The following is a 20,669-nucleotide window of genomic DNA, read 5'->3' on the forward strand; positions in this document are numbered from 1 at the left end:
GATCAACCCGTTCGATCACGGGGCTCCAGGGGAGGTATCGCTTCGGATACTTCTCGATCACTGGGATGTTACCGATCGACTATACGTGTGCGGAACTCCCCTTCTCGCCTGGCGAGGGTCGAACGTCGAGACCCCGGAGTGAAGGGGGCGGCGCATCGCTGTGGACGTCCCCGATCGCACCGACGGAACGATCACGGACGACGATCCCGGAGGAGGTTCTCGTTTTCCTTCCTCGGGTCGACGGCGAGTCCGAACTCGTTCTCATGGTTTCGGACGGGGCGAGTTGCCGTTGGGAAAGCAGGTACGCCAGCGGGGACTGCGCGAGGAACTCGAACCCGATCTCCGACGCGATCGACACCGAGTGGTGTTGACGGCCTCTCCACGCGGCCCGCGAGCGAAAGGCACCGAAACGATTCCTGCTCGGTGGAACCCGATCGGAGCAGCCCTGGCTCGAGAGACCATCTCGAGCCGGGGGACCGTCCCCACGGGCGAGGCCGGATCGGTTCTCGGACCGATCGGTACCCTCCTCCGATGCTGTCGACGAGAACGGTGCGCTCGAGCGCCGGTTACCGACCATCGGGACGAGACGATCCCGCGGCGGTCGACCGGGACGGCGATGTATATTTGCGGCTACACGTCTCGCGTTATCGTATGCCGACCAGAGTGCTTGTGCCGACCGAAGGTTCGCCCCTCTCGATGAAAGCCCTGGAAGTCGCCTTGACGGATTACCACGATGCCGGGATCGTGGTACTGCACGTCATGGATCCCATCGGATCGGGACTCAGCATCATCGACGTGATGCGGCCGAAGTTCGGCGACGGCGCCCCACCCGGCTCGGTGACGCCCGAGTACTGGGAGGAGTGGCACGAGCGGGCCGAAGCACGCGCCGAGGAGGTATTCGAGCGTGCTCGCGAGGTGGCCGGGGAGTACGACCACGCCGTCGAAACCGTCCACGAGTTCGGCGACCCCGACGACGTCATCGTCGAGTACGCCGACGAGCACGACATCGATCGCATCGTCTTGGGCAGTCACTGCCGGACCGGCGCGGAGCGCTATCTCCTCGGGAGCGTCGCCGAGACGGTGGTCAGACGAGCGTCGGTCCCGGTCATGGTCGTCAGGTGAACGGGCGCGCGAGTCGAGGGTCGTCCGGCGGATGTGAGCCGAACGGACGGGATCGACTCTGCGCTTCGACTCGTCGGACGTAGATAGCGGAGATACGTTACAGCACCCGTACCGGAGGTCTGGCGGGACTGGGGCAGTCGGGTACTCGACGCACACTCGAGTGGCGAACGGATGAGCGACCTACCTCCGTGCGAAGGGAAATCCAACGGGATGGGAACGACTACGGAGACTTTTGAAAGATCCGCGTTGAACCGGTACCATGGCGAAACTCAACCGTCTCGAGTACGACGGAGTCTCGCACCAGCCGTGGAGCGAACCCACGCTCGCCGATCTCACGAGCGGACATACGGGGATGTCCGAAACGAGCGAGTGGGACGACCTGACACGGGGCCAGAAGCGACACATCAGGCATCACTTCCTCGTTACCGTCGGCGAGACCGATTCGGACGGACTCCCGGAGACGTTCGGCCAACTGAAACTCCCCGTGGTGACTCCGAACCACAAGCTATCGAAGCAGGCAGTGGACAACGCCGACGCCCGGTTGGGTCAGGTCGAAAGCCTCGGAGACGTCGAGTCGGACGCCCGTACCCGCCTCACCAACCTCCAGGAGAACGAACTCGGCGAGTAGGGGTCGGCGAGGGGTCCCCGGATCCGACCCGCCCTGAGAGCCCGTCAGTGGATCGTCCGGACGCTCCGAACGGAGGGCGTGTATCTCCCATCGAATGGGTCGAAACACGACGAGTACAGAACCCGTACACGGGGGGGCCGGGTTCCGATGATCGGTCGGTAAGGAAGCTTCCGTCGTACCGACTGCATTCCTCGTGGAGACCGTTTCGCCGTCCGGAGGCCGAGAGACGTCACTCGGCGTCGGGGGGCGCGAACACCCGGTCGAGGACCTCGCTCGTACCGAGGTTCAACACGAGGAAGCCGACGAACGCGGCGCCGATCCAGGTCCACTCGTCCACCGAGAGCGGTCGAACCGCGAAGAACTCGTTGAGCGGCGTGTAGAGCACGAGTAACTGCAACAAGAGCGTGATCCCGATCGACCCGATCAACCACCTGTTCGAGAGGATCGAGAGGTCATACCGCGCCCGGATCACCTGGATCCGCACCACCTCGACGACGACGAGGAACGTGAACAGCAGCGTCTGGGCGCGGATCAGGGTCGTGACCGTCAGCAGGCCGTAGAAGAACAGCGCGAGCCCGGTGACCGTCATGACGAGACCGATCACCGCGATCGAAGCCATCATCTGTCGGTTGATGACCGGCTCGTCCGAACCCCGTGGCGGTCGGTCGAGGATGTTCTCGGTCTTCGGATCGGCACCGAGCGCCAGCGCCGGGAGCCCGTCGGTCACCAGGTTGATCCAGAGGAGCATGACCGGCGTGAGGATCAGTGCCTCGGACTGCTCCGCGAAGAGCTCCGGGAACAGGAACGTCCCGACGAGGACGCCGACGAACACCACGAGCACCTCGCCGGCGTTGGCCGAGAGGAGGTAGTTCACGAACTTCCGGATGTTGTCGAAGATGCCCCGGCCCTCGGCGATGGCGTCGCGGATCGTCGCGAAGTTGTCGTCCTGGAGGACCATGTCGCTGGCCTGCTGGGCGACGTCCGTCCCGCGGATCCCCATCGAGATGCCCACGTCGGCGTTCCGGAGCGCCGGCGCATCGTTGACGCCGTCGCCCGTCATCGCCACGTTGTGCTCGTTGGCCTGGAGCGCCTCGAGGATCCGGACCTTGTGGTCCGGATTGACACGAGCGAACACCTCGACGTCCTCGACGGCCTCCCGGAGTTCTTCCTCGGAGAGCGGCTCGACCTCCTGCCCGGTCATGGCCCCCTCCGAGTCGAACCCGACCTCCTCGCCGATGGCCTTTGCCGTCTCGGCGTTGTCGCCGGTCACCATGACGACCCTGATCCCCGCGCTCCGGCAGTCCGCGACGGCGTCCGGGACCTCCTCGCGCGGCGGATCGAGCATCCCCTGGAGTCCGAGGAAGACCATCCCGTTCTCGATCTCCTCCTCGCTCGCGTCCGGGTCGCCGACCTCTTTCGACGCGAACCCGAGGACACGAAGCGCGTCGCCCGCGAAGGTCTCGTTTGTCTCGAGGATCGCCTCGCGCTTCTCGTCGGTGAGCTCCGAAACCTCCCCGTCTTCGAGGACGCGGTCGCAGTGGTCGAGCACCACCTCGGGAGCGCCCTTCATGTACGCGGTGGTGGGGTCCTCCTCGACGACGACGGTCATGCGCTTGCGTTCGGAGGAGAACGGGATCTCGCGGCGACGGTCGTGGTCGTAGTCGAGCCCGGCCTTCTCCGCGGAGACGAGGAGGGCCGCTTCGGTCGGATCGCCCAGGTACTCCTTCTCCTCGGATTCGGGGGCGCGTTCGGCGTTGTTGCAGACCGCGCCACACCGGAGGACGGGTTCTAACTGGCCCGGATCGATCGACTCGTCGTTTAACTGGAACTCGCCCTCTGGTTCCGTCCCCGATCCGGTTACGGTGTACGTCTCACCCGACGTGTAGATCCGCGTGACGGTCATCCGGTTCTCCGTGAGCGTCCCGGTCTTGTCCGTCACGATGACGTCGACAGACCCCAGGCTCTCGACGACGGGGAGCCGCCTGACGAGCGCGTTCCGGTCGACCAGTCGCCGCGAACCGAGTGCCAGCGTGAACGTGACGACCGCGGGGAGGCCCTCGGGGACGGCCGCGACGGCGAGCGTCACTCCGACGAGGAGGATCGTCAGCGGGCTCGCCGCCGTGAGCAGAAACTGGACCACGGCGACGAGCGCGATGAGGGCGATGACGCCGTAGCCGATCTGTTTCCCGAGCTGATCGACCTCCTTCTGGAACGGCGTCCGTTCGTCCTCCGCCTCCTGTATCTGGGTGGCGATGCTGCCGACCTCCGTATCCATGCCCGTTTCGACCACGACAGCGGTTCCCCCGCCCCTGACGGCCGAGGTGTTCATGTAGACCATGTCGGTCCGGTCCGCCAGTGGCGCGTCCTCGTCGACAGCCTCGACCGATTTTTGGACGTTCGTGCTCTCGCCGGTGAGCGCGGACTCGTTCGTCTCGAGACTATTGCCCTCGACGAGTCGGGCGTCGGCGGGAACCGCGTCGCCCTGTTCGAGGACCACGACGTCCCCTGGGACGATCCCGGTCGCATCGATGGAGACCTTCTCGCCGTCCCGCAGTACCGTCGCCTCGGGCGAGGACATCTCCCGCAGTGCCTCGATGGATTTCTCGGCCTGATAGTCCTGAACGAACCCGAAGACGCCGTTCGCGAGGAGGATCAGGAGGATGAGCGCGGCGTCGGTATAGTGGGGTTCGAATCCCGGGAACAGGCCGACGCCCAGCGAGAGGAGTGCTGCGAGGACGAGAATATAGATGAGGAAGTCCTGGAACTGCGAGAGGAAGATCTTCACGGCGGAGATCTCCTCCTCTCGACGGATCTCGTTCGGACCGTATTCCTCAAGTCGACGCTCGGCCTCCTCAGACGTGAGTCCCCCTTCGTCCGTGTCCACCCGTTCGAACACGTCCTCGGGTGCCAGACTGTGCCAGGCAGTCGATCCGACGTCCCCGTCTCGCGCTCCCTCTCCTCCTGGCTGCTCGGAGGACGCCGTCGTACTCATTGCCCGGGGGACGAAAGCGAGAGCGCGTTCGACGTATCGAGTCCCCGTCTTATCATCAATATGTTACCTACGACTACGCATGCGCAAAAGACGGCACCGATATTCCCGGTCGGTGGGAAGTGCCCATCCCCGGCCGATCGTCGTCCGATACGAGCACACCGGCCGCGGGCCAGGTCCGCTGGTAGCGGACGATCCCCGGCGGCAACTCTCCGAGCTCGAGGACGTGGACGATGCACAGCTCGGCATCGAAGCGGTCGGCGAAAGCGATGGCCGCCTCGGCGGCGGCGTCGGCGACATCGCTCCCATCCGTGGGGACCAGAATCCGATCGTACATGCGTTCTCTCTGTGGCTGGAGTCGGTGTGGTCATAAAATCGACCCGTGAACTCGGCGATGGACCCCGCGAGAGTCTGGATAGGGCCACACGGATCGTCCATCGGACGGCCGTTTGAGGCCCCCGACTCCTCTGACGACGGTCACCGGGACAGGCGCCCGCTGGACGACGGTCCCTGCGACGTCGCCGAGTAGCACCCGGGAGACGAGCGACCTGCCGTGCGAGCCGATCACGATGAGGTCGATACCGTGCGCCTCCGTGCACTCCGGAATGACCCGCGAGGGCTTTCCGAACTCCGTGACGGTTCGGACCTCGCTGGCGTGGTCTTCCGTCCGCTCGCGAATCTCGCCGAACAGTTCCTCGGCGCCCTCCACTGGACGGTCCCGGATTTCCGCCGGTCCGACGAGCATCTCGGCCCCCGTACCTCTCCTCGACGTGGTCGATGACGCGGAGAACGGTGATGCTGGCGTCCGGGTGGATGTCCAGTGCGAAGTCGAGAGCACGCTCGGCGAGCGGTGAATCGTCCATCGGAACCAAGACGTGTTCGACCATACCACGAACCCTCGTCAACGGGTGCAACAGGTTCTCACGATACTTCCCCGTCGCCTGGGTTGTAGCCCCCCGTGACCCACTCGGGCCGGACTCGACCGGAAGGCACCTCAGTTCACCGCCAGCGGCACGAGCAGGAGCGCCAACGGCACCACCAGCAAGAACAGGACGAATGCGAGGAACACGCGTCGATCCTCGAGAAGCCGCTCGTCGATGGCGACGATGACGCGACTGTAGGTGTCGTGGACGAGGAGCGCTCCCAGCGTGAGGAGCGTCGCGATCGCCAGGAGTTCGAGGACGACTGCGGTACCGACGGCCGACTCGAGGAAGACGGCCACGACCAGGGTATCGATTAGCGTGCCGATGTTGGCGCCGAGCACGTACGGGATGAGTTCCTCGCGTTCGACGTAGCCCCGGTTGTAGAGGGGGACGATGACACCGAGCGAGAACGCCACGCTCGTCGTCACGCCAGTGACCAGCAGACCGATGGCGAACGACACCCAGGTGCGCTGCAAGCGACTGAAGAACCGCTTGCGGAGTGTCGCCGTGTCGACGTTCGCGAGGATCCGGTCGAACAGCTTCAGACTCGCGAACAGCACCCCGACCGCAACGAGGAACGACAGCACCGGGCCGATAGCGTTCGTGATCGTGGCGGTGAGCGGGTCAAAGAATCCCAGCGGGTCGGCGCTGACGGTCCACCCCCGACTGGCGGCGCGAAACGAGTCACCGAGGTACGGCAGCGCGAGATACCCGAAGGCGGTGACCGGGAGGTAGACAGAGAGCGTCAGGAGGAAGGTGAGTAGCCCCATGCTGACCGATTTCTGCAGGGAGTAGCGCTCCTTCTGGAGGTAATCGAGCGCGCCGATGAAGACGACGATCGCCGCGGCGCCTAGCCGCGACCCGGCGACCATCAGGAACAGCTGTGGCGCGGAGACGATGTCGACCGTGAACAGCGAGAGGGCCAGCGCCGCGACCACCGACCCATTGGCGAGGGCGTACGCACCCGACCAACTCAGCCCGAGCGCGGAGGCGTCCCCGACGACGACCCGGAGGAACACCCGTTCGAGGAGCGGGGCCGCGGCGTCCGTGGCCGTCCCGAGCAACTGGACGGCGAACAGGAACAGGAGGATCGCGCCGGCGGCACCGATGGGGAGGAGACGGGAAGACGAGAGTTCATCGGCCAGCTGGGAGAACCGAAATCTCATCGGATGCGCCTCTTCGGAGCGGACGGATTCCACCACGAGCGAGACGGGCATCTGGGTCCCTCGTCCCACCGACGTACCGAGATAATGGCGCGACTGTCGAATCGAATCATGCTGTTGCTAGCGACACTCCCGATCACTGGGCGCGTCGAATACCTACCGATGAAACCCTCCGCCCCACGATAGTCCGAACGGGCTCGTTCGATTCCATGGCTACTGCACTCCGGCTTCGACGACTTCCATGTCTCGGTCAGCCAGATCCGCGACTTTCCGCCCGACCCCACGGAAGTGTTCGTCGTGATCACCGTGTTCGCCCATCACGATGACGTCCGCGTCCACCTCCTCGGCGTATTCGAGGATTACGTCGTGAGGAACCCCGTGTCGGGTCTCCCCCCGGACCACCACGTTGTGTTCCTCGGCCATATCGACCACTTCATCGACGCATACCGCCGCGTGGTCCTCCGCGTAGATGGTCGCGAGCTCCGCCGAACTGAGGACCGGGTCCTCGAAGCGTCGCCGGTCGACCACGCAGATGACGTGGAGTGTCTCCCCCCTCTCTTCGGCGAGGTCGATGGCACGTTCGGCCGCCTGCCGTGCGTATTCGCTTCCATCCGTGGCCAGTATGATCACTCCCATAACGTAGTAGTCGCCGGGAATCAATTAACTCTGTACCGTAGTTCCCAGTGGCTCGGAACAGCTCTGTACGAAGCGCGAGCGTGCCTCGTCGAACACTCCGTTCCCGGTCTCGAGAGCGGGGAAGATTGCGCCCGCAACCGAACACCCGATCCGCTGTTCGTCGATCAGCCCGTCGAGGATCCTCATTCCGTTCCAACACCTCCGGCCTGGTTCCGGATTGCCGAACCGAAACGAGCAAACGACTGCGACGCAGCCATACCGACGGGACCGTCAGTACAGGAGGTGCGATCCCTCTACTCGGGATAGGTACCGTCGTTCGGTCACATCCGGGACCCGGTCGCTACTGCGGGGAAGGTATGCGATGTGAAGGGAGAGGTATGCCACTGGCGGGTCCACGCCTCACTGTCTGTCCAGTCCGGGATATCTCTCGGTATCGAGCAGGGAGATCCGGGCTGTTGACCCTGCGAACCCCCGGTTCGAGTGTCGGTCCGACCGACTCGAATGAATCGTTCCGATCACGCCTCGTCGGACTCCCTCTCGAACCCCGGTGGAAGCCCGATATGCTCGATCCCGACCTGTGCGTCGATCTCGAACCGGTAGAGTTTGGTCTCCTCCACCGCGCTGGCCTGTTCGAGCGCGTCGGGACGCCGCCGTAGCTCCATGACGTCCTCCACGGCCTGTCGCTCACTCTCGGGCACCTCGCTGATCGTCCCGGTGAGAAGCACGCTCTGCCAGTTGAACATGGTGTCCGCACGATACACGAGGAATCGTGCGACATCCGTCCGCGTGCTCAACGCCGCCTTCCGACTTTCCGAACCGAGGACGTAAATAAAGTAGAGATGGGACTCCCCATCAAACCAGTACGACAGCGGACGCATGCTGGGTGCTCCATCAGTGGGAAGTCCGAGCACGCCTACGTTCTGGCTCGAGAGAAACCCCTTGATTTGGTCCTCGTCCATCTGGACGACGCCGTAGTCGGAAAACTCGTCGATTGTCATTGGGAAACACAGAAGAGACAGATCGTATAAAAATGGTTCGTCGGTTCCTAAGTTACGAGAGCAGACACTAGGACGACTCAATATGCGGCTCAGTTGGCGATTGTATCGAATGGGACGTAACCGAAACGACGAGCAGTGCGTGTTCGAACGAGCTATACGACCAACGCGCGTTTGCGCTCGACGATTAAGCAGCGGGTAGACTCATCACCGCGTCGATCGTACCTGTCTGTATGACTATCCAAGTCGACACTACCGAACGCATCGACATCGTGGACGTCACGTCGGACGTGATCGATATATTCCCCTCCGAGTTCGACCGTGGCGTCTGCACTGTTTTCGTCCCACATACGACGGCTGGAGTCGTGGTCAATGAACCCGAAAGTCGCCTCCTTTCAGATATCGAGCACGCACTTGAGCGGCTCGTCCCTCGCGATGAGGAGTACGACCACAATACGATCGACGATAACGCGGACGCCCACCTACGGGCGATGCTTCTCGGCGAAAGCGTCTCCATCCCGGTCGTTGACGGTGACCTCGCTCTCGGGACGTGGCAGTCGATCCTTTTCATAGAGTGTGACGGACCACGAACGCGGTCGTTGGAGGTCACGACCATACCGGCGTAGTTGACTGGGGTTACCCTGACTCGGAAAAGAGAGAGAGAAGTTTGGATCTCCCGGACCAGCGCACCGAAAGGTCGACAGCCCTCCATAGGGCTATCCTGAGACTTGCGCAAAAGTCGATCGAACATCCCGAGGAACGAGCCGTCGGATCCCTCCCACGGCTAACGCTGTGTGACCTCCTCCCCGTCGTTCACGACGGGGCTTCCCACGGCCCCGCACCGCTGGGTTGGGATATTTGCTGGTTTGCGACTCCTCGGCATGACGAGCCGATGGCGGGGCCACACCGCCGTTACTCCTATCCCCGGCAGGGGATTCGGAGGTATCTTGACCGAGACACCACAGCGGTTCGAGGGTGTGGCTCGAACGTTCTGGTTCTCGGAGACCCGATATTGTGCCGTTAGGTGGCGGTGTGACCGCCCCGGTGTGGGTCATGTTAGGACGCGATGTTACGTAAATATCCGTATTAGCGTCAGAGCGTGGTCTGGAGAGGAGGTGTCGGATTCACGCCCCCCGTAAACGGCGGGATTCTCTCCTCGAAGAAAGATAGGCTCCCTCCTGGCATCCGGTTGAACAGTGAAAGCGACGCCCTCGGGGGCTACGAGGAACGTGACAAGGATGCAGTGAGATCCATGGTCGTGACCATCCCGATGACTTCTCCTCCGTCAACGACCGGGACGTGATGGATCAGGTGTTCGAGCATCGCATTGATAACGTCGCTCACGGGCGCGCTCCGCTTAGTCGTAATAACGTCAGTCCGCATGAACTCGGCCACGGTCGCATCTGACGACACCATCTGATCCCTGACGATCAGGACGAAATCAGTCGCCGTGAGGAGTCCCTCGATTTGGTTCGCATCGTTAACGACGACGAGGGCACCGACATCGTGTTTGATCAACTCCTCTGCAGCGTCGTGGATCGGGGTACTCGGGAGGACCGTCTCGACGGGTCGGGACATGATCTGGTCGACGTAGAGTTTTTCCATGGTCTGGCTATCGATGGATCGACACAAAGAAGTTCGCCCTTCGATCTGCCTCCGATCGGATTGGTAGCTATTGAAACGTATCGTCTGAGTCAAAAGGACTCTGGCGTGACCCTCTCGGAAAGGACGATGGGCATCACGTAATGTGGCTCATTCCAGAACCGATCGTCGAGGGGGAGTCTCGATGTACGATACGATCCTCATACCAACGGACGGAAGCGAAGGGGCTGAAGTTGCAGCACAGCATGGACGGACGCTCGCGGCGGCGTTCGATAGTCGGATTCATGTCCTGAGTGTCGTCGACGAACGGTCGTATAGCAGCGATCTGACGGACCTCGATCCAGCGATTTGGGACCAGCGAGAGATGCTCAAACAACAGGCGATCGAGAGAGTTGTTGATATCGAGGACATCGCTAGCGACTCATCTATCACGTGCCACACAGCGGTCGAACATGAGGTTCCTCACGAGTCGAACTTTCCCACGTTACAGACCACGATATCGATCTCATCTCGATGGGCACCCACGGTCGCACGGGGCTCAAGCGATTGCTACTCGGGAGCGTGACCGAACGTGTCGTTCGAACGAGTGACGTTCCCGTTTTCACCTCTCGACTCGCGCTTGTTGACGAATCGGGCTACGACCATATCTTGATCCCAACCGATGGAAGTGAGGCCGCGACTGGCGCAACCGATCATGCGGTAGTGATCGCTGAACAGCATGATGCGACGATTCATGCGCTCTCCGTCGTCGATATTAGTGCGCTAGCTGGGGTCTACGGTGTTGGAACAGGCACTTCCGACGTACTAGAAAGTCTTGAGGAAGGATGTGAGCAGGCCGTCGGAGCAGTCGAAGAACGATGCGCGGACCGAGATCTTGATGTCGTTACGAACGTGGCAGAGGGGAGTCCGTACCGTGTGATCCAACAGTACATCGACGACGAGGGGATCAGCCTCGTCACGATGGGGACGCCCGGCCGGACAGGCCTCGAACGCTATCTTCTCGGTAGTGTGACCGAGCGCGTGATCCGGACGAGTGATGTTCCGGTACTCATTGTGCGATGATAGTGAGGCTGTGTCAGGGCTCGCTGGACAGACATCATGAGCGTAACTTACAGATCACGCTGTTGCAGCCGTGTCGCTTGATCTATTCTGCGTTCGATCACCATTCCATTTCGACCTCGTCACGAGGGATTGCCGCTATTCGATAAGACCCGCTCCCCGTCCCACGTCGGCCGTCAGTGGGAAGCCCCCACTAATCAGGTAGCCGGTATTTAAGTGCTCGCTGGACACACGCCGAGATATGGCTACGGCACGGTGGTCATCCGGATTCGGGTTCGTTCTCGCGACGGTCGTTCGTGTTCAATCTTGGTTTCGACCGCAGACTCGGAGGCTTGGGTCGCCTGCTCTTCGGATGGAAGCCGTGGTGCCGAACTCGCATTAGGTGAGGGAATCGCCGTAGTGAAAGCCACCGGCGCAACGCTCCATCTGCTTCACGTCGTCGAGGTAGGGAGCCTGGGTTCCGACGCTCGATCCGTCCTGAAAGAGGGTGAGTTGACGGAGCGAGTGAACGAAATCGTGTCAACAGCTATCGAGACTGCAGAGGCGTCGTCACTCGATGCCATCGAGAGCGAAACCGAATCCGGTGTCCCGTCCAAGGAGATACGAAACTACATGAAGAGAACGCGATTGACCTCGCTGTCCTTGGGACGCACGGGGAGATCGATTTCAGCCGATATATGATGGGTGGCGTAAGCGCGAAAATCGTCCGAACGACACCAGTTCCGGGGATGTGGGTTCGTGAGCCGGAATCGAGTGGGTGACAAACCATTTGGACGTGATTCCCGTAGTCACGCACAGTAGAGATGTACGAAGACATTCTGCTCCCGTTCGACGGCAGCGATGGGGCTGCGGAGGCACTACATCACGCCGCCGAAATTGCACACTGGGCCGACGCTACCATCCACGTCCTCTTTGTCGCGGATACGACACGGGATAGCGTCACCGTCGTTGAAACCCAGGTCGTCGACGCCCTCGTCCAGGAGGGCAAGGCTATCGTTGAAGAGGCAGAGAAGACACTGCGCACGCTCGGGGTGGACTACGATTCCGATGTCGTCCAGGGGAATCCAGCGCCGACGATCGTTGAGTACGCTGAGCGATATGGCCACGATGTGATCGTGATGCCAACCCACGGCCGGAAGGGGGTGTCACGATATCTACTCGGAAGTGTCACGGAAAAGGTCGTCCGTCTGGCGTCTGTCCCCGTTCTTACGGCACGGATGCAGCCCGACGAGCAACTGATGTTCCCCTACGAGAACATCCTCATCCCGACAGACGGGAGTGATGGTGCGATCCACGCTGCGGGCCATGGTCTCTCACTTGCAGCGGCTCTCGATGCGACCGTTCACGTGCTCTCCGTCGTGGACGACACCTCGCTTGGCCCGGACGTTCGCTCGACCGTGTCCGGACAGGATAGTGAACAGACCGCGACCGATGCCGTCGAGGATGTCGTGTCCGAGGCCGAGACTCACGGGGTCACAAATACACTCCGCCACATCGAACACGGCGCACCCATCGAGAAAATACTCGACACTATCGATTCGAACGACATCCACGCCGTCGTGATGGGGACGACGGGAAGGCGGGGGACTGATCGAATCCTGCTCGGGAGCGTCGCTGAAAAGACTGTCCGCTCCACGCCAGTGCCCGTCATCACCGTTGGACACGGCGAGTAGCGGCTCAATAAGGGGTCTCAAGCTTGAAGGAATGAGCAGTGAAACCTCAGTAAGGGTTTTCTCCGGGGTCCTCGTCGAGCGGGAGATATCGTTTGATTGCAAGCACGACAGCGAGGTATGCGGGGAAGCCGAGGACGAGTACAGCGCCGATGATCCCCCAGTCTTCGAGGCCGAGTGGCACTGTTCCAAAGTACTGATTGAGTGGGGTATACAGTACGGCGAGTTGCAACACCACCGATCCCCCGACCGCGAGTGCGAGCCACGGATTCGAGAACGTCGGCGTCTCCCGGAGCCAGCGGATGACGTACAGCTTCTCGAATTCCAGGAAGACGAACCCCGTGAACACCATCGTCATCGCATACGGCGTCACTGCGGCCGCTCCACCGACCACGTAGAACATCAACCCGAGCATGAGTACGGCCGAGACTGTCCCCGCGCCCCCGATGAGGCCAAGCATGGGGCGTTCGATAATGCCCTTGTCGGGATCACGCGGTGGTCGGTCCATCACGTCGCCACTTCGCGGGTCTGCACCCAGCGCCAGCGCAGGCAACCCGTCGGTGAGCAGATTGATCCACAGTAGCTGAACCGCAGGGAGCACGAGGTAGCCGTACAGCGATGCGAGAAAGACGAGTGCGACTTCCGCCACGTTCGCACTAAGCAGGAAGGCCACGAACTTCCAGAGGTTGTCGAAGATGGCTCGACCGCGTTCGACCGCTCGTTCGATCGTGGCGTAGTTGTCGTCCAGCAAGACCATGTCGCTCGCCTGTTTGGCCACGTCAGTCCCTCGGACACCCATCGCGACACCGACATCAGCGTTCTTTAGCGCCGGTGCGTCGTTGACGCCGTCACCCGTCATCGCGACGATGTGGCCGTTCTCTTGGAGCGCCCGCAGGATGCGTACTTTGTGTTCGGGAGAAGTGCGGGCGAACACGTTGACCTCCTCAACCCGTTCAGCCAGTACTTCCTCATCTAGCTGATCGAGGTCACGTCCCTCTGTCACCTCTTGGCCCATCCCGAGTTCTCCCGCGATCGCGGCGGCCGTGCGGACGTTGTCGCCGGTAATCATCTTCACGTCGATCCCCGCCCGCTTGGTCGCCGCGAGCGCGTCGGCAACCTCCGTCCGTGACGGGTCGATCATCCCGACGAGCCCAACGAACACCAGGTCGTCCTTCAAGTTCTCTGGATCGTCCGTGTAGGCGATCGCGAGCACACGGAGGGCTTCGTCGGCGAACGTCCGGACCTGTTCCTGAACCGTTCGGCTCTCTCTGAGGTGAGATCGGTCGGTCCGTCGTCGGTGAGGACGCGAGCGGACTTCGAGAGGACGACCCCCGGGGCGCCCTTGACGTACCCCACGTCGCCGTGGACGGTTCCCATCCACTTCTGCTCTGAAGAGAACGGAAACTCGTCGGTTCGGGGATGCTCCTCGCGGAGCGCCTCGACGTCGAGCCCGTGGTCTTCGCCCGCCGCGACAAGCGCCTGCTCGGTCGGATCACCCTTCTCGGCGGTGGCGTCGTTGCAGAGCCCCCCGGCCCATAACAGGAGATCGACGCGGTCGGACGAGGACTCGACGCCGGCGTCGTCGAGGTCGACGGCGGCGTCGTTCACCCACACCTTGCTGACGGTCATCTGGCCCTCGGTGAGCGTCCCGGTCTTGTCGGTGCAGATGACGTCCACCGATCCCAGCGCTTCGACGGCCGGCAGGCGGCGAACGAGGGCGTTCTCCTCGGCCATCGTCCGTACCCCCAGTGCGAGGGTCAGCGTCACCACGGCCGGCAGTCCCTCAGGGATGGCTGCAACGGCTAGCGACACTGCGGTGAGCGCTGCCTCGACGAGTGGCGTGTCCCGGAACAGTAACAGCGGGATCACGAGCGCGGCCAGCGCGAAGACGCCGAGGCCCAGCCGGCGGCCGAGTTCGTCCAGTTCCTCCTGGAGCGGCGTCTGTGTCTCTTCGGTGGCCGCAAGTTCCCGTGCAATCGAACCGACTTCGGTCTCCATCCCGATCGCGGTGACGGCCGCCACTCCTCTGCCACGCGTGACGTTCGTGCTTTTATACACCATATTGTCCCGCTCGGCGAGTGGTGTATCGGAATCGACCGGTTCCGGCGACTTCGAGACTGGTGCACTCTCACCGGTGAGCGCCGCTTCATCAATTTCGAGGTCGGTATCTTCGAGCAACCGTCCATCGGCGGGGACGACGTCCCCGCTTTCCAGTTCAATTACGTCTCCGGGAACGAGTTCGGTCGCATCAATCTCGACAGTTGTTCCGTCCCGGCGAACCGTCGCCGTCGGTGCAGTCAGTTCACGGAGTGCCTCGAGGCTCTGCTCGGCGCGGTAATCCTGGACGAATCCGAAGATTCCGTTCACGACAACGATGACGGCGATCAGAACGGCGTCGATGGAGTGGCCGGCCCAGGCCGAGAGTACAGCCGCCGCCAGCAGTACCCAGATGAGTACGCTGTTGAACTGTGCGAGGAAGATCGCTAGTGGCGTTCGTTCGCTGGCCTGGGCGACCTCGTTCTCGCCGTACTCCGCGCGCCGTTGCTGGGCCGCCTCAGAAGTCAGTCCTTCAGTGGAGGTGTCGTGGGCTTCCAGGACCTCTTCGGCCGAACGGCTGTGCGGATGGTCGTTCACTACCGGTTGTTCACTCTCGTCCGTAATGGAAGTTGTCGGAACGATCCTGCTGACAGTACTATCGGTCCAGCGCTGTGGCAGACCAGCGTTTTGACCTCCGCCGCGAACAGGCGCGACCAGTTCGGAAGGGTGACGGACGACCGAGCCAGTCAGTGTTACTTCAGCCCTCGAAACATCATAGAGTAGTCGTCCAGGAGTCTTCTTATCCAGACTCCGAGTGTAGGCGCTCCCGTGCTCGATGACAAGATTGCGATTGTCACGGGCGGGTCGACAGGTATCGGACGGGCGACTGCAGAGAAGTACCTCGAGTACGGGGCCGACGTCGTTATTGCGAATCGCTCGACCGAGACCGGTCGAACGACGGCGGAGGAGCTCGGTTGTGACTTCGTCCAGTGTGACGTCGCCGAGTACGAGCACCTGAAAGCGCTGGTGGAGACGACCGTCGAGGACTACGGCCGATTGGACGTGATGGTGAACAACGCAGGCATCGGTCGCGTCGGGTCAGTCGAGGATATGTCACTCGAGGACTGGCACGACGTGATGCGGATCAATCTGAACGGCGTCATGCACGGGACGCGAGCCGCGGTGCCACACCTGAAAGAGTCCGAGGGAAGTATCGTCAATATCGCGTCGATCTACGGCCTCGTCGCCGGGCCGGCAGCAACCGCCTATGCGACGGCCAAAGGCGGGATCGTCAACTTCACACGATCTGTTGCCGTCGATTACGCCAAGCAGAACGTGCGAGTCAACAGTATCTGCCCTGGGTTCGTCGACACACCGATGACCGAACCCGTCTTCGGTGAGGAGGAATTCTACGAGTACGTCCACGGGCAGACCCCGATGGGGCGGGTCGCACAACCAGAAGAGATCGCCGGCTTAGCAATGTTCCTCGCCTCCGACGAGGCCTCATACATCACAGGAGCGAACATCCCCGTTGACGGCGGGTGGACAGCACAGTAATTGACTACCGGATCACCATTCGGGCTGTTTGTAGTTTAGTCTTCATCGCTCCTATTCTGTGATTACGAGGGCAACTGGTAGCCACAGGTACGTGATCTCCTCGGGGGATCAATCGGATCGCTTTACCACAAGGACAGGGACATCGACGGTTCGAAGCACGGTCGAAGCGACGCTCCCGATTAGTTGCCGCTGGAGGTTCGACCGGCCGTGAGAACCCATGACGACGAGGTCAACGTCGTTTTCCTCGACGTACTCACGGACACCGCCAGCGGCACCCTCGAACGAACGAAGTCGTTCGACGGCAGTCTTCACAGTCCGATTCGGGGCGGATTCCTCGATTTTGTCTGCAACTCTGTCGACAGCGTCCTGCCCTCTCGCGTCGAGCCGGTCGACGAATTCCTTTTCGAGCCCCCCGGCGTTGAAGACACCGCCTGCAGCCTGCAGATCCACGACGTTCAACACGTGAACGTCTGACTCATAGCGCTGAGCGATCGCTATTCCATGAGGGATCGCTACTTCAGCGTTTTCGCTCCCGTCCGTCGTGATGAGGATTCGTGAGTAATCGGACTCGCTCCCGCTGTCGTGGTTCTCGCCCGAGACGACAAGCACGGGGACGTCACTTCGATGGAGGAGATGCTCGGTAACGCCGCCCAGAAGACGCCGGCCAAGCCCGGTCAATCCCTGTCTCCCGACGACGATCAGATCTACGTCCTGCTCATCCGCATACTCGCTAATCTGGACTGCCGGCTTGCCTTCGGTCAGTCTCGTGGTAACAGAATGGCCAAGTTCTGACGCGAGTTCCTCTATTTCTGTGAGGGCCTCTTCCCCACGTGCTCGTAGCCGGGTCTTCTCGTCAGAGGTTTCCGTGAGCCGGAGTGCCTTCTGTTCAATGACAGACAGAACATCGACGGTCGCGTCGAAGCCCTGAGCGAGTTGGAGCCCACGTCGTGCTGCTCGCTTCGCTTCGTCACTCCCATCCACGGCGATCACGATACGGTCATACATCGTGAGTGGGATTTTGAGAGCGACTCCCTTCATCGTTTGCCAGAGTGACTTCGACGGCCAAGATATTATGAGAGCGTGTCTCGTAGCTCCATGGAGAGATCCATGAATTTCGATGAATTCACAGGCGAGGTACAGCACCGGCTCGAACTTCCGGGAACCGGAGAAACGGTTCGAGCGATTCGGGCGACGTTGATGACGCTGGGCCAGCGCATTCCGGAGGGGAACGCCGAGGATCTCGCCGCCTCACTCCCGACGGAGGTCAAATGGTACCTGACCGGGGCCGTCCGCGAGCACGGCCAGCGATTCGACTGGCGGGAGTTCGTCAACCGTGTCAGCGAGATAGAGGGAGCAGACCGACCGGAAGCGGCCTACCACGCGCAGGTTATCATGGACCTCGTGAGCACCCTCGTGCCACCATCTGATCTGCAACAGCTTCGGAACCAACTTCCGGAGAGTGAAGACGACGAGAACTGGCACAAACTCTTCGCCGTGATCGATTCGGGAGGCTGGGGTGACGCCCAAGAAGCACAAACCGGTGGAGGTCCCCAACCAGACGAGACACCCGTCGATCAGCCGGAGGACTCCGATACGTGATCCGCTGGCCGGACAACTAACTCGTACTTCAAAAATTGCGTCCATTATGTATACCCACATCCTGTTCCCGACGGACGGAAGTGATCCCGCAGAGTCAGTTCTGGAGTACGCACTCCAAATCGCGTCCGAACACGAGGCCACAATTCACGTCCTCAATGTCGCGGACACCGGTCGAGACAGCCTCACGACCATTCGTGGGAAAGTCATCGATGTTCTTGAAGAAGAAGGGCAGGAGATTGTGGACGAAGCGGCGCAACGTGCGAGAGCTAGAGATGTGGCCGTCGTTTCTGAGGTCCTCCAGGGCGACCCGTACAGAACGATCGTCGACTACAGCGAACAGTCGGATATCGACTGTATCGTCATGCCGACGCACGGACGCCGCGGGATTCAACGGTTCCTCCTCGGGAGTGTCACCGAACGCGTCATCAACACTGCTGCGGTGCCCGTCATCGCGGTCAATCCGGATCGAGATCGGCCACTCGCGTACCCATCCCAGCGCGTTCTCGTCCCGACGGATGGGAGCCGTGGCGCCGAACTCGCGCTGACAGAAGGGATCGATGTCGCGAGAGCGACTGGGGCAACGCTCCATCTGCTTCACGTCGTCGAGACGGGAAACCTCGGGCCCGATGCTCGTTCCGCCCTGAAAGAGAACGAATTGACTGGCCGAGCGAACGAGATCATGGCTGAGGCCGCCGAGACGGTGGAGGAAGCGTCAGTTGAAGCAGTCACCAGCGTAATTGAGCACGGTGAACCCTCGAACGTGATCCGCAACTACATCGACGAGAACGAAATCGAACTCGCAATTTTAGGGACACACGGACAAACCGATTTCAGCAGATACGTCATGGGTGGTGTCAGCGCCAAACTCGTCCGGACATCTCCGGTCCCGGTAATGTGGGTTCGCGAACCCGGATCAGATGTCACCCCCGATTCCTGAATAGAACCCCTGATAGCAAACCCACAAGTCCGATAGCGTTTGGAGTGTGGGGCCACATCTTTTGGCATCCCAATTCGAAGTACTCGTATGGAAGACGTCCGCTCGGTACGGTTGAGTGAGGGCGAACGGAACGAATTTTTAGGCCGCGGTGGAACGGGTATCATCTCGTTCGATACCCCGGGCGATGAACCGCCGTATTCCCGTCCGGTTTCGTATGGATACGACGCAGAGACAGGGCATTTCTACTTCCGGTTTGCCGTTGGCCCCGACGACGCTGGGAAGGCAGATATTGTAGACGAAGACAGGGTGGTTTCGTTCGTCACGTATGACCAGACGGACAGCGGCTGGCGGAGCGTCATCGCCACGGGGAGGCTGGAAGAGATAACGAAATCGGCCCTTGATCCAGCTGTCGCTGATGCGATGGAGCGAGTCACCATCCCGTTCGTCGACGTGTACGACAGCCATCCACTCACGTTGGAGTTCCGATTCTTCCGACTCGCGCCCGATGAAGTGACCGGAAAACAAGAGGCTGGGACTGCGCGCTGAGCAGTGTGAACAGGACGGGTTCGACGACGCTCCTGAAACAGAGCATCCACGGTAACGACCTGTCCACACTCTGCAGCCGGGGGACAGTCGCCCGGCACTCCGCAAGATCGGTTCGTTTGATGGCAGCGTACTCCCGACCCCGGATCAAGGATTGACAATCGGTCTCGTCCTTTTCTACGGTAACCTCGACCACATCCTCTCCTCTCAACGGATCACCGGAAGGATCGCTGCCGCAACTGCCTCGCTCGCAATCCCGACGAGAAACAGAAGGAGCAGAAACAACCCCAGGATGATAACGAGGACCGTTTCTTCTTTCATCCGTTACTCCATGCAATTCTCTTCGACGGTGTGGACTCTCCTGTGTTGACGTGTTCCGTGCTGATCCATCGAGAATCACCGTGTCTCGTTGGCTTCCATTAGCATATGCAATCGGAAAAGGAGCGGGCCTACGTTCGTCAGAGCCATACTGGTGCTGGACAGAGAGGAATACTTTTTTAGTCGTCTCCTCTCGACTCAGCTATACTAGTTTAGGTGGTCCTAAAACATGATCCGCGATCACATCAGGCATATCAGAGCGCACCTCGACGAACAGTCGGTTCCAGTCCGTGGCGGCGTTACCGTCGGTGCACTCGTGTCGCTCCCACTGTTGGGAAGCGGAGTCCGAACAGTCGGGAGTGCGCTTGACCTCGGGATGTGGACGCTCCCGCTACTCGCGATCGCGCACGTGCCAGCCGTCATCGCCCTGATCGCGATTTGGTCCATCGTGAGTGCCGTCCGGGGGTGACTACCGATGTGGAACCAGATTCCTCTGCAGGACAGTAGTTCCAAGTGGACCGGTCGAAACACCCCCGAAACGGGATGATCAAACGATGACGACCGTCGAAAACGTTCACGAGGGTCCGGGAGCGCCGCACGCACAGCTCTTCCCCGAGTCCGAACCGAAGACGATTCGACTCACCCTCGAAGCGGGCGAACGGGTCGAACCACATCGGCATCCTGACAGGGAGATCGTCTTCTACGTCATCGACGGAGCTATTGAACTCCAGCTCGGCTCGGAGAGCCATGACATAGAAACGGGTGACGTCGCTCGCTTCGAGGGCGATCAGGACATCTCGCCGCTCGCTACTGAAGCGAGTACCGCGTTGATCGTGCTGGCTCGCCAATCGGAATGAACACTCCGTGGACACGATTAGGGGTGCCGATGTC

The 20,669-nt window shown here is 61.4% G+C and carries 22 protein-coding genes and 2 pseudogenes; 14 read left to right on the plus strand and 10 right to left on the minus strand.

The genetic code is table 11. The features are described 5' to 3' along the window. Positions 1-651: 651 nt before the first annotated feature. Both WDJ58_RS22990 and WDJ58_RS22995 read left to right on the plus strand, forming a co-directional pair. Positions 652-1,122, plus strand: coding sequence for a universal stress protein (locus WDJ58_RS22990; RefSeq protein ID WP_338917937.1), 471 nt, complete (start codon positions 652-654; stop codon positions 1,120-1,122). A gap of 259 nt (positions 1,123-1,381) precedes the next feature. Beyond that, positions 1,382-1,750, plus strand: coding sequence for a hypothetical protein (locus WDJ58_RS22995; protein WP_338917938.1), 369 nt, complete (start codon positions 1,382-1,384; stop codon positions 1,748-1,750). 229 nt (positions 1,751-1,979) lie between these two features. On the opposite strand, the gene WDJ58_RS23000 is transcribed toward WDJ58_RS22995, so the two are convergent. The 7 genes and pseudogenes from WDJ58_RS23000 to WDJ58_RS23030 form a co-directional block, all read right to left on the minus strand. Continuing rightward, the gene (locus tag WDJ58_RS23000) at positions 1,980-4,742 is read right to left on the minus strand and encodes a cation-translocating P-type ATPase (RefSeq protein WP_338917939.1); all 2,763 of its coding nucleotides are present in this window, start codon (positions 4,740-4,742) and stop codon (positions 1,980-1,982) included. A 73-nt stretch (positions 4,743-4,815) separates the two neighbouring features. Next, the gene (locus WDJ58_RS23005; RefSeq protein ID WP_338917940.1) at positions 4,816-5,076 is read right to left on the minus strand and encodes a universal stress protein; all 261 of its coding nucleotides are present in this window, start codon (positions 5,074-5,076) and stop codon (positions 4,816-4,818) included. Between the two features lie 30 nt (positions 5,077-5,106). Beyond that, entirely contained in the window at positions 5,107-5,484 is a 378-nt protein-coding gene (locus tag WDJ58_RS23010; RefSeq protein ID WP_338917941.1) for a universal stress protein, read from the minus strand. Positions 5,485-5,560: 76 nt separating this feature from the next. Then, positions 5,561-5,626: pseudogene (locus WDJ58_RS23015) on the minus strand (universal stress protein); the annotation flags it as partial. Between the two features lie 107 nt (positions 5,627-5,733). After that, entirely contained in the window at positions 5,734-6,879 is a 1,146-nt protein-coding gene (locus WDJ58_RS23020; protein ID WP_338917942.1) for a sodium:phosphate symporter, read from the minus strand. A gap of 159 nt (positions 6,880-7,038) precedes the next feature. Further along, positions 7,039-7,461: a universal stress protein gene (locus WDJ58_RS23025; RefSeq protein WP_338917943.1), complete on the minus strand. Its 423-nt coding sequence runs from the start codon at positions 7,459-7,461 to the stop codon at positions 7,039-7,041. Positions 7,462-7,976: 515 nt separating this feature from the next. Beyond that, positions 7,977-8,459: a pyridoxamine 5'-phosphate oxidase family protein gene (locus WDJ58_RS23030; RefSeq protein WP_338917944.1), complete on the minus strand. Its 483-nt coding sequence runs from the start codon at positions 8,457-8,459 to the stop codon at positions 7,977-7,979. Positions 8,460-8,689: 230 nt separating this feature from the next. Here WDJ58_RS23030 and WDJ58_RS23035 point away from each other — a divergent pair, with 230 nt between their 5' ends. Beyond that, positions 8,690-9,082 carry a secondary thiamine-phosphate synthase enzyme YjbQ gene (locus WDJ58_RS23035; RefSeq protein ID WP_338917945.1) on the plus strand — a complete coding sequence of 131 codons (393 nt, stop codon included), beginning with the start codon at positions 8,690-8,692 and terminating at the stop codon, positions 9,080-9,082. 592 nt (positions 9,083-9,674) lie between these two features. Here the strand turns inward: WDJ58_RS23035 and WDJ58_RS23040 are convergent. Then, positions 9,675-10,061: a cyclic nucleotide-binding/CBS domain-containing protein gene (locus WDJ58_RS23040; RefSeq protein ID WP_338917946.1), complete on the minus strand. Its 387-nt coding sequence runs from the start codon at positions 10,059-10,061 to the stop codon at positions 9,675-9,677. 181 nt (positions 10,062-10,242) lie between these two features. On the opposite strand from WDJ58_RS23040, the gene WDJ58_RS23045 reads away from it, so the two are divergent. From WDJ58_RS23045 to WDJ58_RS23065, 5 genes are all read left to right on the plus strand, one after another. Further along, the gene (locus WDJ58_RS23045) at positions 10,243-10,623 is read left to right on the plus strand and encodes a universal stress protein (RefSeq protein WP_338917947.1); all 381 of its coding nucleotides are present in this window, start codon (positions 10,243-10,245) and stop codon (positions 10,621-10,623) included. Further along, complete coding sequence (locus WDJ58_RS23050; RefSeq protein WP_338917948.1) at positions 10,572-11,120, plus strand: universal stress protein; 549 nt, start codon at positions 10,572-10,574, stop codon at positions 11,118-11,120. The genes WDJ58_RS23045 and WDJ58_RS23050 overlap by 52 nt, the downstream gene beginning before the upstream one ends. A gap of 396 nt (positions 11,121-11,516) precedes the next feature. Then, the gene (locus WDJ58_RS23055) at positions 11,517-11,798 is read left to right on the plus strand and encodes a universal stress protein (RefSeq protein ID WP_338917949.1); all 282 of its coding nucleotides are present in this window, start codon (positions 11,517-11,519) and stop codon (positions 11,796-11,798) included. Continuing rightward, a complete protein-coding gene (locus WDJ58_RS23060; RefSeq protein ID WP_338918385.1) occupies positions 11,744-11,878 on the plus strand; it encodes a universal stress protein in 135 nt (44 codons plus the stop codon). The genes WDJ58_RS23055 and WDJ58_RS23060 overlap by 55 nt, the downstream gene beginning before the upstream one ends. A gap of 42 nt (positions 11,879-11,920) precedes the next feature. Further along, the gene (locus WDJ58_RS23065; RefSeq protein ID WP_338917950.1) at positions 11,921-12,790 is read left to right on the plus strand and encodes a universal stress protein; all 870 of its coding nucleotides are present in this window, start codon (positions 11,921-11,923) and stop codon (positions 12,788-12,790) included. A gap of 46 nt (positions 12,791-12,836) precedes the next feature. Here the strand turns inward: WDJ58_RS23065 and WDJ58_RS23070 are convergent. Beyond that, positions 12,837-15,382 (minus strand): annotated as a pseudogene (locus WDJ58_RS23070) (calcium-translocating P-type ATPase, PMCA-type). A 270-nt stretch (positions 15,383-15,652) separates the two neighbouring features. On the opposite strand from WDJ58_RS23070, the gene WDJ58_RS23075 reads away from it, so the two are divergent. After that, positions 15,653-16,381 carry an SDR family NAD(P)-dependent oxidoreductase gene (locus WDJ58_RS23075; protein ID WP_338917951.1) on the plus strand — a complete coding sequence of 243 codons (729 nt, stop codon included), beginning with the start codon at positions 15,653-15,655 and terminating at the stop codon, positions 16,379-16,381. Positions 16,382-16,489: 108 nt separating this feature from the next. Here WDJ58_RS23075 and WDJ58_RS23080 read toward each other — a convergent pair whose 3' ends face one another. After that, positions 16,490-17,386: a universal stress protein gene (locus WDJ58_RS23080; RefSeq protein WP_338918386.1), complete on the minus strand. Its 897-nt coding sequence runs from the start codon at positions 17,384-17,386 to the stop codon at positions 16,490-16,492. 102 nt (positions 17,387-17,488) lie between these two features. On the opposite strand from WDJ58_RS23080, the gene WDJ58_RS23085 reads away from it, so the two are divergent. The 5 genes from WDJ58_RS23085 (at position 17,489) to WDJ58_RS23105 (ending at position 20,635) form a co-directional block, all read left to right on the plus strand. Continuing rightward, on the plus strand, positions 17,489-17,980 hold the full coding sequence (locus WDJ58_RS23085; RefSeq protein WP_338918387.1) for a DUF2267 domain-containing protein: 492 nt from the start codon (positions 17,489-17,491) through the stop codon (positions 17,978-17,980). Between the two features lie 46 nt (positions 17,981-18,026). Beyond that, positions 18,027-18,917, plus strand: coding sequence for a universal stress protein (locus WDJ58_RS23090; protein ID WP_338917953.1), 891 nt, complete (start codon positions 18,027-18,029; stop codon positions 18,915-18,917). Between the two features lie 87 nt (positions 18,918-19,004). Continuing rightward, the gene (locus tag WDJ58_RS23095; protein WP_338917954.1) at positions 19,005-19,463 is read left to right on the plus strand and encodes a pyridoxamine 5'-phosphate oxidase family protein; all 459 of its coding nucleotides are present in this window, start codon (positions 19,005-19,007) and stop codon (positions 19,461-19,463) included. Between the two features lie 544 nt (positions 19,464-20,007). Then, complete coding sequence (locus WDJ58_RS23100; protein WP_338917955.1) at positions 20,008-20,247, plus strand: hypothetical protein; 240 nt, start codon at positions 20,008-20,010, stop codon at positions 20,245-20,247. Between the two features lie 85 nt (positions 20,248-20,332). Then, the gene (locus WDJ58_RS23105) at positions 20,333-20,635 is read left to right on the plus strand and encodes a cupin domain-containing protein (protein ID WP_338917956.1); all 303 of its coding nucleotides are present in this window, start codon (positions 20,333-20,335) and stop codon (positions 20,633-20,635) included. The last annotated feature ends 34 nt before the right edge of the window (positions 20,636-20,669 follow it).

The sequence above is a fragment of the Salinirubellus litoreus genome (assembly GCF_037335815.1).
Taxonomy (GTDB): domain Archaea; phylum Halobacteriota; class Halobacteria; order Halobacteriales; family Haloarculaceae; genus Salinirubellus; species Salinirubellus litoreus.

Excerpts from the sequence above, each read along its gene's own strand:
- WDJ58_RS22990 (WP_338917937.1), top strand. The coding sequence starts at position 652 with ATGCCGACCAGAGTGCTTGTGCCGACCGAAGGTTCGCCCCTCTCGATG.
- WDJ58_RS22995 (WP_338917938.1), top strand. The coding sequence starts at position 1,382 with ATGGCGAAACTCAACCGTCTCGAGTACGACGGAGTCTCGCACCAGCCG.
- WDJ58_RS23000 (WP_338917939.1), bottom strand. The coding sequence starts at position 4,742 with ATGAGTACGACGGCGTCCTCCGAGCAGCCAGGAGGAGAGGGAGCGCGA.
- WDJ58_RS23005 (WP_338917940.1), bottom strand. The coding sequence starts at position 5,076 with ATGTACGATCGGATTCTGGTCCCCACGGATGGGAGCGATGTCGCCGAC.
- WDJ58_RS23010 (WP_338917941.1), bottom strand. The coding sequence starts at position 5,484 with ATGCTCGTCGGACCGGCGGAAATCCGGGACCGTCCAGTGGAGGGCGCC.
- WDJ58_RS23020 (WP_338917942.1), bottom strand. The coding sequence starts at position 6,879 with ATGCCCGTCTCGCTCGTGGTGGAATCCGTCCGCTCCGAAGAGGCGCAT.
- WDJ58_RS23025 (WP_338917943.1), bottom strand. The coding sequence starts at position 7,461 with ATGGGAGTGATCATACTGGCCACGGATGGAAGCGAATACGCACGGCAG.
- WDJ58_RS23030 (WP_338917944.1), bottom strand. The coding sequence starts at position 8,459 with ATGACAATCGACGAGTTTTCCGACTACGGCGTCGTCCAGATGGACGAG.
- WDJ58_RS23035 (WP_338917945.1), top strand. The coding sequence starts at position 8,690 with ATGACTATCCAAGTCGACACTACCGAACGCATCGACATCGTGGACGTC.
- WDJ58_RS23040 (WP_338917946.1), bottom strand. The coding sequence starts at position 10,061 with ATGGAAAAACTCTACGTCGACCAGATCATGTCCCGACCCGTCGAGACG.
- WDJ58_RS23045 (WP_338917947.1), top strand. The coding sequence starts at position 10,243 with ATGTACGATACGATCCTCATACCAACGGACGGAAGCGAAGGGGCTGAA.
- WDJ58_RS23050 (WP_338917948.1), top strand. The coding sequence starts at position 10,572 with ATGGGCACCCACGGTCGCACGGGGCTCAAGCGATTGCTACTCGGGAGC.
- WDJ58_RS23065 (WP_338917950.1), top strand. The coding sequence starts at position 11,921 with ATGTACGAAGACATTCTGCTCCCGTTCGACGGCAGCGATGGGGCTGCG.
- WDJ58_RS23080 (WP_338918386.1), bottom strand. The coding sequence starts at position 17,386 with ATGTATGACCGTATCGTGATCGCCGTGGATGGGAGTGACGAAGCGAAG.
- WDJ58_RS23085 (WP_338918387.1), top strand. The coding sequence starts at position 17,489 with ATGAATTTCGATGAATTCACAGGCGAGGTACAGCACCGGCTCGAACTT.
- WDJ58_RS23090 (WP_338917953.1), top strand. The coding sequence starts at position 18,027 with ATGTATACCCACATCCTGTTCCCGACGGACGGAAGTGATCCCGCAGAG.
- WDJ58_RS23095 (WP_338917954.1), top strand. The coding sequence starts at position 19,005 with ATGGAAGACGTCCGCTCGGTACGGTTGAGTGAGGGCGAACGGAACGAA.
- WDJ58_RS23100 (WP_338917955.1), top strand. The coding sequence starts at position 20,008 with ATGATCCGCGATCACATCAGGCATATCAGAGCGCACCTCGACGAACAG.
- WDJ58_RS23105 (WP_338917956.1), top strand. The coding sequence starts at position 20,333 with ATGACGACCGTCGAAAACGTTCACGAGGGTCCGGGAGCGCCGCACGCA.